The organism is Humidesulfovibrio idahonensis, from assembly GCF_054657715.1.
Genome location: NZ_BAAHYE010000003.1, coordinates 1,485,686 through 1,498,890, shown reverse-complemented (window position 1 = coordinate 1,498,890; position 13,205 = coordinate 1,485,686). Strand labels below are relative to the sequence as shown.

At 61.1% G+C, this 13,205-nt stretch carries 10 protein-coding genes; 9 read left to right on the top strand and 1 reads right to left on the bottom strand.

The genetic code is table 11. The features are described 5' to 3' along the window. Positions 1–6: 6 nt before the first annotated feature. Positions 7–1,179, bottom strand: coding sequence for a homocysteine biosynthesis protein (locus tag ACYQ4W_RS13090; protein ID WP_459857400.1), 1,173 nt, complete (start codon positions 1,177–1,179; stop codon positions 7–9). Between the two features lie 367 nt (positions 1,180–1,546). Here ACYQ4W_RS13090 and ACYQ4W_RS13085 point away from each other — a divergent pair, with 367 nt between their 5' ends. The 9 genes from ACYQ4W_RS13085 (at position 1,547) to fliP (ending at position 13,188) form a co-directional block, all read left to right on the top strand. Continuing rightward, the gene (locus ACYQ4W_RS13085; RefSeq protein ID WP_459857398.1) at positions 1,547–2,998 is read left to right on the top strand and encodes a DnaA ATPase domain-containing protein; all 1,452 of its coding nucleotides are present in this window, start codon (positions 1,547–1,549) and stop codon (positions 2,996–2,998) included. A gap of 142 nt (positions 2,999–3,140) precedes the next feature. Then, a complete protein-coding gene (gene dnaN / locus ACYQ4W_RS13080) occupies positions 3,141–4,304 on the top strand; it encodes a DNA polymerase III subunit beta (protein ID WP_459857395.1) in 1,164 nt (387 codons plus the stop codon). After that, positions 4,305–6,773, top strand: a complete 2,469-nt coding sequence (gene gyrB, locus ACYQ4W_RS13075) for a DNA topoisomerase (ATP-hydrolyzing) subunit B (RefSeq protein ID WP_459857393.1) — start codon at positions 4,305–4,307, stop codon at positions 6,771–6,773. A 220-nt stretch (positions 6,774–6,993) separates the two neighbouring features. Then, on the top strand, positions 6,994–9,480 hold the full coding sequence (gyrA, locus tag ACYQ4W_RS13070) for a DNA gyrase subunit A (RefSeq protein WP_459857391.1): 2,487 nt from the start codon (positions 6,994–6,996) through the stop codon (positions 9,478–9,480). 9 nt (positions 9,481–9,489) lie between these two features. Then, entirely contained in the window at positions 9,490–10,392 is a 903-nt protein-coding gene (locus ACYQ4W_RS13065) for a tetratricopeptide repeat protein (protein ID WP_459857389.1), read from the top strand. Positions 10,393–10,686: 294 nt separating this feature from the next. Continuing rightward, the gene (locus tag ACYQ4W_RS13060) at positions 10,687–11,280 is read left to right on the top strand and encodes a flagellar basal body-associated FliL family protein (RefSeq protein WP_459857387.1); all 594 of its coding nucleotides are present in this window, start codon (positions 10,687–10,689) and stop codon (positions 11,278–11,280) included. Between the two features lie 127 nt (positions 11,281–11,407). Then, the gene (fliN, locus tag ACYQ4W_RS13055; RefSeq protein ID WP_459857385.1) at positions 11,408–11,941 is read left to right on the top strand and encodes a flagellar motor switch protein FliN; all 534 of its coding nucleotides are present in this window, start codon (positions 11,408–11,410) and stop codon (positions 11,939–11,941) included. Then, positions 11,934–12,416: a flagellar biosynthetic protein FliO gene (fliO, locus tag ACYQ4W_RS13050; RefSeq protein WP_459857382.1), complete on the top strand. Its 483-nt coding sequence runs from the start codon at positions 11,934–11,936 to the stop codon at positions 12,414–12,416. Before fliN ends, fliO begins: the two co-directional genes overlap by 8 nt. After that, positions 12,373–13,188 (top strand): flagellar type III secretion system pore protein FliP, encoded by an 816-nt coding sequence (gene fliP, locus ACYQ4W_RS13045; RefSeq protein WP_459857380.1) that lies wholly within the window; start codon positions 12,373–12,375, stop codon positions 13,186–13,188. The genes fliO and fliP overlap by 44 nt, the downstream gene beginning before the upstream one ends. Positions 13,189–13,205 lie beyond the last annotated feature (17 nt).

Below are 13,205 nucleotides of genomic sequence, written 5' to 3'. Positions count from 1 at the left end.
TTCGTCTCACATGGATGGAATCTTGTCCTGCGGCTCGGTGAGGAAGAACTTTCCTTCCTCAATCCATTTTTTCAACGTCTCCGCTATTTCGAGCGACATGGTGTAGCTCGTGAGCGGAACGGTCTGCGCCGCCCGCTCGTTCACGGTGATGGAGCCGCTCTTCAGCTCCTCAAAGGTCGCGTAGCCCATGATCCGCTGCACGCCCGTGGGGTAGTCGTAGCCATAGTCCTTGATGGGCACCTGGATGTCCGCGTCGGCCACGCCGGTGAACCAGGCCATCTCCTCGTCCAGAATGGGGATGGGAATGCCCACGCCCAGGTTGAGGGAGCAGCCGTAGCCCACCAGGGAAAGACCACGCACGTACCGGGGATCCATGTGCTTCAGGTCGCCCTTGAGCATGAGCGTGCCCGAGCCGCACAGCGGCAGGCCGCGCTCGTTGCGCGGAGGCTTGGGGTTGTGCTGCGTGCCCGCGCCGATGACATAGCCCTCGCCGCCGCCCAGGAAGATGCGGGTGCCCAGGCCGATGGTGCGCAGGTAGGGATCGTTGAACAAAGGCGAAAGCTGGCCCGAGGTGGCGTAATTGGCGTTGCGGCACCCAGGCTTCAGCGGGCCCATATATGTATAGATGGTGCGGCCGCTCATATTCACGGCGCAGTTATAATTCTGATAGCAGTTACGGGGATTGAGCAGCTGGGCGTAGGGCAGGCTCGCCAGGGTGACGTCCTTCTCCAGGTCGCGTCGGGGGTAGCAGTCCGTGACGTACGACTTGGCGCGCAGCCGCACGGGCTTGCCGCGCAGCAGGTCCTCGATGACATGACCGCCGCCGTAGGCGAAACGCCCGGGGTAGACCTTATTCAGCGGATCGTCGGCAGAAGGCTCCGTGGCGCCCAGGTAGGCGTCCACGGCGGCCAAGCCGCCGTAACAGGGCACATTGTTCAGCCACACCTGCGAAGCGCGCATGAGGGGCGGCTCCTGCCCGAAATTGAAGAGCATGCCGGAGGAACACATGGGAGAAAAAGTGCCCGTGGTGACGACGTCGACCTCTTTGGCGGCCCTGGTCTTTCCCAGGCGCTTCACGGTCTCGACCATTTCCTCGGCGGTGAGGACGACGGCCTTGCCTTTTTTGATGCGCTCGTTGATCTCGGCTATGGTCTTACCGGCTTTGGCTTTTACGGCCATGCTTCCTCCGCACGCGCCCAGATTACAGAGGGCGGGAATCGTCTGTTTCGGCGAGGTGATCTGGGCGGTGCTTCGGCTTTTTATGCCGCGCGTCTTCCAAAACGCGTGTGGCAGGGGCGAAAGCCTTGCGTACGCGCGCGGCCCCGGCTGGAATAACCAGAGTGAAGGCCGTGCTTTTGCTTTTCTTTCCGCTCATACCCATAACCGTTGCTTATCTTTTGCCGCCCGGCCGGAGCAGCCGGGCATTTGAACACTCTCTGGAAAAACCCCGGGCCATCTGTGGAAAATCACACGGCATCCGGCGCTGCACAACATGTCCCAAAACGCGCTGATTGGCAATGTTTTTTCCGGCGCATGCAGCGCGCTTTTGCTTGGCATCGAAAGGGTTTTCAGGTACAAGCAAGGGCGATGGCGACCGGTCTTTACCCCGTCATCCGAACCAAAAAAAATATCCTTGTTTATCCACAAATTGCACCGCCAAAGCGAGGCGTCCCCGGCCGTGAAGAAAGCCCTTCGTGAACATTTGTCCGCCAGTTGCTCCGAGCAGGAGCTCAAACGCTGGTTCGACCCCCTGGACATCGAGATGTCCGAGGGCGGGCATGAAGTGCGCGTCGTCTTCCCCCACAGCTACTTTGCCCAGTGGTTTGCCGGGCGCATGCAGGACCGCTTCGAGGCCGAGCTGTTCCGCTTCCAGGGCCGCGCCTGCGACATCCGCTACGTTGCGCCCGCAACCCGCCGCGCACCGGCTCCCTCAAACGGAAACGGCGCGCAGCAGCCCGAAGCCTCACCCAAATTTTCCCGCAAGTTGGCCTTCCCCTTCGACGCCCAGTACAGCTTCGAAAGCTTCCTGACCAACTCCAAAAACTACTTCCCGCTGGAGACCGCCCGGCAAGTGGCCCGGTCTGACGGCGCACAGTTCAATCCTTTTGTCATCTGCGGAAAGTCAGGATCCGGGAAAAGCCATCTGCTGAAGGCCATAGCCAACGAAATAGCCAAAACCCACCCCCTGGAAACCATTTTGGTCACCACGGGCGAAGGGTTGCGCACCATACTCTCCGGACCGGATGTCCTCACGGCTCGGGAGAATATCAACCAGCACAATTTTCTGCTCATCGACGACATCCACTGGCTGGCTGGCGACGAGCGGCTGCAACAGGAACTGCTCGTCCTCTTCAACCAATTCCAGGATACGCGCCGGCAGATGGTCTTTACCTGCCAGGACCGCATAGGCGCATGGGAAGAGCTTCTGCCCACGCTGCGCTCACGGCTCGAGGGCGGCCTCGTGGTCGGCCTCAAACAGCCGGACATGGAAGTTCGCGTGGCCCTGATCCAGGAACGTGTGCGCGCCAAAAAACTGCCGCTCTCCAAAGAGCAGGTGCTGACTCTGGCCCAGCGCTTTCAAAATTTCCGGGCCCTGGGCGGCATCCTCATCAAGCTGCTGGCCTTCCGTGAACTGGTCCGGCGCGACATTTCCGCCCGCGACTTCGAGCAGATCCTCTCCAACACCGAAGAACGCGACCAGCCGCAGATCACCGTCGACGTGGTCATCGACACCGTGTGCCAGCATTACCAGGTCAGCAAAAAAGACGTTCTCGGCGAGGACAGAAGGCAAAACATAGCCCTTGCCCGCCAGGTGGCCATGTATTTGTGCCGGCACATGCTCGGCCTCTCCTACCCGGCCCTGGGCCGCTCCTTCGGCGGCAAGGACCACTCGACGGTCATTTATTCCGTCAAAAAAATTCATGAATTACAAGAAGATGCCAAGGATATGAAACAGGTGTTGAAAGATTTGAAGCTTCGTTGTCGGCAACCGGTCTAAAGCCTGTGCGCACCTCCGTGAAACACCAGGCTGTTCCTGTGAAGCGACAGGGGATGTTCGCAATAAACGAAACAAAAATAGTCAGTTGCCCTAGTTTGGAACAAAACGGCGCGGCTAATAATAGCCATCAAGGAGAATATCTATGTTTGTGAAAGTAAACCGCGACGAAATCATTGAAGGCCTCCAGAAGTCCGCCGGCATCATCCCGGCCAAAACGGGCGCCGCGTTCCTGCGCAGCATCTGGCTGGAAGCCGAGGGCGCCAGCCTCAAGATCATGTCCACGGACTCCAGCCTGGAGTTTTGCGGCGAGTATCCCGCCCAGGTGGAGACCGCCGGACGTGTGGGCGTGCAGGGCCGAGCTTTCTGCGACCTGGTGCGCAACCTGCCCGCGGGCGAGCTGGTCATCAAGGCCGATGCCGAGGGCAAGAACGTGCTCATCGAGCAGGGGCGCCGCAAATACAAGCTGCCTGCCAACGAACCGGAATGGTTCCAGGCCTTCGCCCCCTTTCCGGAGGGAGAGACCGTGTTCTGGAGCGGCGATTTTCTGCACGAGGTGATTGAGAAGATAGGCTTCTGCATCAGCGAGGAAGACAGCATGGAGGCCATCGCCTGCCTGTACCTCAAGCCGGAGCAGGACGCCCAGGGCAAGCGCGTGGAGGTTTGCGGCCTGAACGGCCATCAGTTCGCCATGTTCACCTTTGTGAACGACGATATTTTTGGGCTGCTCCCGCGCGAGGGCGCGCTCATTCAGCGCAAGTATCTCTCCGAGCTTAAAAAATGGCTTGGCGCGGATGAAATCGAATTGGCCCTGGGCGAAAAGCGCATGTTCCTGCGCACCGGCGACCACCGCGAGACCTTCAGCCTGCCGCTTTCGTTCTACCAGTATCCCAACTACCAGGGCTTCCTGTCCAAGTTGAAGGATCCCGCGGCCTCGCGGCTCACGGTGAACCGGGCCGAGCTCATCGATACCCTGGAGCGCATTTACATCTTCAACACGGATTCCAACCGCTGCACATACTTCCTGTTCAGCCCGGGCGAAGTGGTGCTCTACAGCCAGGGACAGGATGTCGGCACGGCCCAGGAGCCCCTGGCCGCCACCTACCAGGGAGATCTGCAGCGCATCGCCTTCCCCACCAAGAACCTCATGGAGATTCTCTCGCACTATTCGTCCGAGGAAGTCACCCTGACCCTTACCGGAGCCGAGGCGCCTTGTGGCGTTTCCGGCGCCAAGGATCAGAATTACAACGTCATCATCATGCCGATGATGATCCAGGAAGAGACTTATTACGCTGAGGAAAACGCCTAAATGACCGACAAGGAAAAAAACGCTGCGGCCTATACCGCAGACAGCATCACTGTTCTTGAGGGACTTTCCGCGGTCCGCAAACGCCCGGCCATGTACATCGGCTCCACTGATGTGCGCGGCCTGCACCACCTGGTCTACGAAGTCGTCGACAACGCCATCGACGAGGCCATGGCCGGCTACTGCACGCGCGTCAAAGTCACCCTGCACATGGATAACTCGGTCACTGTCTCCGACAACGGCCGCGGCATCCCCGTCGACATGCATCCCAAGGAGCACAAGACCGCCCTTGAAGTGGTCATGACCATCCTGCACGCGGGCGGCAAGTTCGACAACAACGCCTACAAGGTTTCCGGCGGCCTGCACGGCGTCGGCGTCAGCGTGGTCAACGCCCTGTCCGAGAGCCTCATCGCCACTGTGAAGCGCGGGGGCAAGCTCTATCAGCAGACCTACGAGCGCGGCGCGCCCACGGGCCCTGTGAAGGAGATCGGCGAGTCCACCGGAACAGGCACCAAGGTGCGCTTCAAGCCGGACGATGAAATTTTCGAGACCAACCAGTTCGAATATGCCATTCTGAAGAAGCGCTTCCAGGAACTGGCCTATTTGAACCGGGGCATGGAAATCGAATTTTTGGACGAGCGCACCGGCGACCATGACAATTTCAAGTTCGAAGGCGGCATCCGCTCCTTTGTCGAGGACTTGAACCAGGGCCAGTCCGTTGTGCACGACATCATCTACGCCATCGGCGAGAGCGATTCCGGAGAACACGGCACCGTGGTCACCGAGATAGCCGTGCAGTATAACCAGGGCTACAAGGAAAGCGTCCAGACCTTTGCCAACAACATCCGCACCATTGAGGGCGGCACGCACCTGGCGGGCTTCAAAACGGCCCTCACGCGCGCGCTGAACACCTACATCCAGAAGTCCGAGCTTTCGAAAAAGCTCAAGGAGAAGCTGGCTGGCGACGATGTGCGCGAAGGGTTGACCGCGGTGGTGAGCGTGAAGCTGCCCATGCCGCAGTTCGAGGGTCAGACCAAGACCAAGCTCGGCAACTCCGAGGTGGCCGGCTTGGTGGCGACCCTTGTGTATGAGAAGCTCACAAACTTCCTTGAGGAGAATCCCAAGGACGCCAAGGCGATCATCGAAAAGGTGGTCGATGCGGCCAGGGCCCGCGAGGCCGCGCGCAAGGCGCGTGATCTGGTCCGCCGCAAAGGCGCGCTTTCCGACAACGCCTTGCCGGGCAAACTGGCCGACTGTCAGAGCAAAGACCCCTCCGAGTCTGAAATCTTCATCGTCGAGGGCGACTCCGCAGGCGGTTCGGCCAAACAGGGCCGAAACCCCCGCATTCAGGCCATTTTGCCCCTGCGCGGCAAGATTCTGAACGTGGAGAAGACGCGTTACGACAAGATGCTGGGCAACAAGGAAATCCGCGCTCTCATCACGGCCATGGGCGTCGGCGTGCCCGGCAACGGGCTTGACGACGACCAACTGCCGGACTTCAACCGCCTGCGCTACCACAAGATCGTCATCATGACCGACGCAGACGTGGACGGCAGCCACATCCGCACCCTGCTGCTCACGTTCTTCTATCGCCAGTATGGCGAGCTGCTTGCCCGCGGCAACATTTACATCGCCCAGCCGCCGCTGTTCCGCGCGCACAAGGGCAAGTTTGAAAAGTACATCAAGGATGAGAAGGAGCTGCATGCCTTCCTGCTCTCCCAGGCGGAGAAGGATTTGACCGCCACGGCCGAGAACGCCCCCGCCGACCATTCCGAACACGCCGGCGGCGACCTCAAGGTCTACAAGGGTAAGGATTTGCGCAAGCTGCTCGACTCCATCCGCATGCTGAAAGACCGCGTGCGCGAGGCCCTGCACATGGGCGTCGAGGAGCCGCTGTTCATTGCGCTGCTGAAGGTCAAGCTGACGCCGGAAGCCTTCGAGACGACCCCGGTGGAGGAGCTGCTGGCGTCGGTCATCGCCGCCGGCTATGGCGTGCATATGGACATCGAACAGGGCGAGGACGAGACGGAGCGCCGCAGCTTTGTGGTCTTCACCAGCGTCAACGGCCACCGCACCCGCCTGGCTTTGGAGTTCTTCAACTCCAAGACCTACCGCAAGGCCCACGAGACGCACTACACCCTCACGGCCGACTGCGGCGGCGAGGCCTTCAGCCTCTCGCGCGCGGAAGGCGTGCCCATCCGCGTGAACGGCTTCTTCAGCCTTTTGAGCACGGCTCTCGAGGAATCGAACAAAGGCTACACCGTCCAGCGGTACAAGGGTCTGGGCGAAATGAACCCCGAGCAGCTGTGGGAAACCACCATGGACCCGGACAAGCGCACCCTGCTGCAGGTCCATGTGGAGGATGCCGAGGCCGCCGACCGCATCTTCAGCGAGCTCATGGGCGACTCTGTCACCCCGCGCCGCGAGTTCATTGAGCGCAACGCCATGACTGTGGAAGAATTGGATATTTAGCCAGGTGATCCGTCCGGCCGCAGCGTTGCCGGACTTCAGCCAAGGGCGCGTTTCGCCCGTGGAATCCTGAGCTATTGGAGTTTGTTGTAGATCAGCTTGAGCCCCAGGCTCCCGATGCGGGCAAGGGATCTCAAGCCCCCTGGCGGGACTGGGGGAATCGCGGAGCAGGCAAGGCCTCTCCATCGGATTCCACCCGGACCGCCTTATACGGAGGACATACGTGAGTCAGAACGTCACCATCGAACGCGAGATGCAGAAATGCTACCTGGAGTATTCGCTCTCGGTCATCGTGGGCCGCGCCATTCCGGATGTGCGCGACGGCCTCAAACCCGTGCACCGGCGCATCCTGTTCGCCATGCACGAGCTTGGCAACGCCTACAACCGTTCCTACAAGAAGTCCGCCCGCGTCGTCGGCGACGTCATCGGCAAATACCACCCGCACGGCGACACGGCTGTCTACGACGCCCTGGTGCGCATGGCCCAGCAATTCTCCATGCGCGACACGCTCGTTGACGGGCAGGGCAACTTCGGTTCCATCGACGGCGACTCCGCGGCCGCCATGCGTTACACCGAAGTGCGCATGGCCAAGCTGGCCAGCGAATTCTTGGGCGACATCGACAAAAACACCGTCGATTTCCGTCCCAACTACGACAACACCCTTGAGGAGCCCTCGGTGCTGCCGGCCAAGGTGCCCAACCTGCTGCTCAACGGCAGCTCGGGCATCGCCGTCGGCATGGCCACCAACATTCCGCCGCACAACCTGGGCGAACTCATCGACGGCACGCTCTTCGTGCTGGACAATCCGAACTGCGGCCCGCGCGACCTCCTGCCCTTCATCAAGGGGCCGGACTTCCCCACCGGCGGCTTGGTCTTTGCGGGCAAGGGCCTTGTGGACGCCTACATGACCGGCCGCGGCTCCATCCGCATGCGCGGCGTGCTCAACGTCGAAGAGGTCAAGAAGGGCGGCAAGGAGAACGTGGTCATCACGGAGATCCCCTTCGCCCTCAACAAGTCGAGCCTGGTGGAGAAGATAGCCGCCCTGGTGAACGACAAGAAGATCGACGGCGTTTCCGACCTGCGCGACGAGTCCGACCGCAAGGGCATCCGCATCGTGCTGGAGCTCAAGCGCGGCGCCATCGCCGAGATCGTCATCAACGCCCTGTACAAGTTCACCCCCCTGGAAACCTCCTTCGGCATCAACATGATGGCCGTTGTGGGCAACCGGCCGCGTCTGCTGAACGTCAAGCAGATCCTCTCGCACTTCCTGGAGCATCGCCGCGAGGTGGTCATCCGCCGCACGCGCTTCGACCTGGACAAGAGCGAGGCGCGCGCCCACATCCTGCTGGGCCTCAAGATCGCCATCGACAACATCGACGAGGTCGTGGCCCTCATCCGCGGCAGCAAGAATGTCATCGAGGCCAAGACAGGCCTCATCGAGCGCTTCGGCCTCACGGACATCCAGTCGCAGGCCATTTTGGACATGCGCCTGCAGCGCCTGACCAACATGGAGCGCGAGAAGCTGCTGGCCGAGTATGAAGAGCTCTTGAAGCTCATCGCCTACCTCAAGAGCATCCTGGCCGACGAGTCCGTGCTCAAGGGCGTCATCGGCGACGAACTGCGCCGCATCCGCGAGGACTACGCCACGCCGCGCAAGACCCAGATCATGCCCGACGAGGCCACGGACATCGCCATCGAGGATCTCATCCCCGATGAAGAGGCCGTCATCACCTTGTCGCGCCGCGGCTACATCAAGCGCACCAGCCTCTCGCACTACCAGCAGCAGAAGCGGGGCGGCAAAGGCATTGCCGGCGTGTCCACCAGCGACGGCGACTTCGTGCACACCTTCCTTTTGACCAGCAACCACCAGTTCCTGCTGCTCTTCACCAACCAGGGCCGCATGTACCAGCTCAAGGCCCACCAGGTGCCCGAGGCCGGCCGCTACGCCAAGGGCGCGCATATCGCCAACCTGGTGCCTCTGGAGAAGGACGAGAACATCACCACGGCCATAACCCTGCGCGAGTTCGCCGAGGACCGTCAGTTCCTGTTCATCACGCGCCGGGGCATGGTCAAGCGCACCAGCGCGGCCCTGTACGCCAACAGCCGCACCACGGGCATCCGCGCCGTCAGCCTCAAGCCCGAAGATGAGCTGATGATGGTCTGCGACGTGCACAACGATGCCGAGATCCTGCTCATCACCGAGCAGGGCACGGCCATCCGCTTCGCCATTTCCGAGGTGCGCCCCACCGGCCGCGCCACGGAAGGCGTCAAGGGCATCGCCCTGCGCGGCAAGGACCGCGTCGTGGCGGGCGTCGTTACTGGCGACCCCGACCGCGAGCAGATTCTGACCGTGAGCGAGTACGGCTACGGCAAGCGCACTCCCCTCGACCAGTACCGCGCCCAGTCGCGCTCCGGCATGGGCATCATCAACATGCGCGTGACGGAGAAGACCGGCAAGGTCGTGGGCGCCGTCATGGTGGCCGAGACCGACCAGATGGTCGTTCTCTCCAGCGCCAACAAGATCGTGCGCTTCCCCGTTTCGCAGGTTAGCCTGAACCTTGGCCGCGCCACCCAGGGCGTGCGTCTGGTCAACCTTGGCGAGGGCGGCGTCGTGGCCGGCTTCGACATGGTGCAGCGCCAGGGGCTCGACCCCGTGGACGGTCTTGAAGACATCGAAGGCTTGACCGAGGAGCTCCCCGGCGAGGAGTAGACTCCAGCAATGACCGGCATCCGATTAATCCTCTGCGCGTGCGCCCTGGTCCTGGCCGTCCTTGTGTCGGCCTGCGACCGGGGCGCATCCGCGGGGTCGGAGGTCGACCTCGACATTGCCCGCGACGCCTATGCCGGCGGGTACTTCCTGGAGGCGGAAACCGCCTACGAGCGGTATCTGCAGTCCGATCCCCAGGGCAAGCATCGCCTGGAGGCCTGGACGCGCCTGGTGGACATCTGTTCCGGCGTCAAGGGCGATCCCGAGAAGGCCGTGACCCTTCTTGAAACGGCCACCCTGGAATATGCCTCGCGCCCCAAAGACAACTGGGGGCTTTTGTTCCGTCTGGGCGAACTGTACGAGCAGCAGGGCCAGCGCAAGAAGGCCCTGGACGCCTGGGGCCGCTGCCTGGACACCGCGGGCGACGACCCGGCCAAGACCGTGCAGGTGCAGATGCGCATGGCCGTGGCCGACCGGGCTTTGGGCAAATCCGACCTCGCCGTGGACCTCTTTTCCTTGTGCATCCGCCAGGCCAAGGACGTGGACGCCAAGAGCCGCGCCATGTACGAACTGGCGCAGACGTACGGCATGTCGTGGAACTGGCCCAAGGCCAAGACGATACTCGAAGAGATTTTGGCCATGGACAAGGCTCCGCAAGAGGTCAAGGTCATGAGCACCTACCTCTTGGCCGATGCCTACGAGGCCGACCGCAACCTTCCCAAGGCGCGGGAGCTGCTCACTTCGCTGAAGGACACCTATCCCAATCCGGAAGTCATCATCAATCGGCTGAACACCCTTGGGCAGCACAATGAAAGTCCGGCAGTGGCGCAGTTGCAGCCTGGAGATGGCCCGCCTCCGGACATGGAGCACGCGGGAAGCGCCGATGTGAAGCGGCGCCGGGTGAGCGCCAAATAGTCCTGCCGAGTCCACGGGTTCAGTCTTCGCGCTCCATTCATTGTATTCTGGCAGCCGTGTGATTGCGCTGGGACGCATGCGTCATCGTGATGCCTCTTGCCCACCGCCCTCTGTGTTCCAATCGCCAAAATGGGCGCACGGCGCGAGAAGCCCTGAAGACGTGGTCTGCTGGCCTCCTTGCCATAATGTAAGCATATTGGGTATACCTTTTCGTCATGCGGTCGATAAGATAACCGCGACCTGTGGTCTATCTGCCGGGTGGTCCCGGCTGCATCGAAGAAGGCGGTTACTGCTGTGGCAAAGAAAGCGGATAAGGCTCCTGCGGAAGAAGTCGCCCTTGAGGGTGAGGCTCCGAAAAAGTCCAAGAAGAAGCTGATCATCATGATCGCTATTCTTGTTGTGCTGCTTGGCGCTTTGGGCGCGGGCGGGTTCTTTGGCTATAAGTGGTGGATGGGCAAAAAGGCCGCCGCCGGCGCGGACAACGCCACGGAGCAGAAGGCCGAGGGCGGCCATGGCGAGGCCAAGGACGAGAAGGGCGGACACGGCGATGCCAAGGGCGGCGACAACGCCACAGGCGTTGAGGGCGCGGGCGAAATCGTCAGCATTCCGCCGCTGCTGGTGAACCTTGCGGAACCGCAGGGACGCCGCTACCTCAAGCTTGCGCTCGACATCGAATGCAAGGACAAGATCGCCGCGGATCAGCTCAACAAGAACATGGCCAAGGTCAAGGACGCGCTTTTGCTGCTGCTTTCCAGCAAGACCTACGAGGATCTTGGCAGCCTTGAGAACAAAATTCTGCTCAAGAAGGAAATTGTGGAGCGCTTGACGCTTGTCTTGGGCGAGCAGAAGGTCTTGCGCGTCTACATCACGGAGATCGTCATCCAATAGCGTGCGGGCTTCGCCGCCTTGCATCGCTGTTGCACCAGCACGGGTTTTGCAGTAGGTGCTGAAGTGACCCGCGATTGAGGCGCCTTTCGCCAAAGCGGATCGAACCTTCAGCTCAAGAGAGGTCAGCATGGCCGACGACCAAGACCAGGACAAACTCGCGCAGGAATGGGCCAACGCCCTTCTTGAGCAGGAGCCCGCTGCCGACGCCGCACCCGCAGGTGCTGCCCCGGCTTCTTCCGACGAGGCCTTGGCTGACGAATGGGCCAAGGCTTTGGCCACGCAGGAAGCGGATGACGTCAAGAAGGACAAGGAACAGTCCTTTTTGCGGACGCAGACGCACGAGCCCGAATTCCGCGACATGACGGCGGAGCACAAGGCCCAGCGTCAGAATCCCGGCACCAAGCGCGATCTCGACTTCATTCTCGACATTCCTCTTGAGGTTTCCGCCGAACTCGGCCGAACCAAACTGCTCATCAACGAACTTTTGCAGCTTGGGCAAGGCTCAGTTGTCGAGCTGAACAAGCTCGCAGGCGAACCCATGGAGATCTTCGTCAACGGCAAGCTTGTTGCCCGCGGCGAAGCCGTCGTCATCAACGAAAAATTCGGCATCCGTCTCACGGACATCATAAGCCCCATCGAGAGGGTCAAGCAGCTTGCCTGATCAGCTATTTTTTGACATCGTAAAGATGGTTGTGGCGCTCGCGTGCATCGTGGGCCTGATCTTTGGCGTGGTTTTCGTGCTGAAGCGCGTCATGCCCGGAGCCGTGCGTTCCCCTGAAGACAGGGTCGATTTGCAGATTCTCGGGCAGCTTTCCCTTGGCTCACGCCAGCGGGTTTGCGTCTTGCGCGTTCAGGACCGCACGCTTCTTGTCGGCATCACCGAGGGATCCATCAATACCCTTGCTGAATTGCCAACCCAAAGCTCGGCAGCCCAAAAGGAAGCTGATGATCCTAAAATCTTTGCCGATCTCTTGTCATGGCGCAAGGACAGCCCGCAAACTTCCAGGCCAGCAGCCTCGGCGGGCAATTCCCGCGACGCTTCTGACCTGCCGGAACCCGCTAAAAAGCATTCGGCCCTTGACGACCTTGGCGATGGACCGCTTCTCTTCGCCCCTGGCGAACGTCATCCGCGCTAGCCTGCCTGTACTGCTGCTGCTGGCTGTTTTCGTTTTTCTGCCAGCCTTCGCGCAGGCTGCGGCGCCTGCTCCGGCCCATGCCGCCGCGGCAGCCAACAGCCCCACGCTGACCATGCAGCTCTCCGCCGGTCAGTCAGAGCCCGGCAAGGTTTCCGTGATGCTGGAGCTCATGTTCCTCTTCACGGTCCTTTCCATCGCTCCGTCCATCGTGCTGACCATGACCTCGTACACGCGCATCATCATCGTCTTCCACTTCCTGCGTCAGGCCATGGGCACGCCGCAAATGCCCCCTGCGCAGATCATGGCCTCCCTGGCCCTGTTCATGACCATCGTCATCATGGGCCCGGTGATAAAGAACGTGAACGAGGAAGCGCTTCAGCCCTATCTGGAGGAGCGCATCGGCTTCAAGGAGGCCCTGGACAAGGCCCAGGTTCCCATCCGCGCCTTCATGTTCAAGCACACGCGCGAAAAGGACCTGTCCATCTTTTATTCCATCACCAAAGAGGAACGCCCGGAGAACAAGGAGCAGGTCTCCACGATCATGCTCGTGGCCGCGTACACCATCAGCGAGCTCAAGACCGGCTTCTCCATCGGCTTCCTCATCTACATCCCGTTCCTGATTCTCGACATGGTCGTGGCCAGCATCCTCTTGTCCATGGGCATGATGATGCTGCCGCCTGCAACGGTTGCGTTGCCGTTCAAAATCCTGCTGTTTATCTTGGTTGACGGTTGGAGCCTGCTCATCGGCTCTCTCGTCAACTCCTTTGGCTGACGAGGCGCCACATGGCC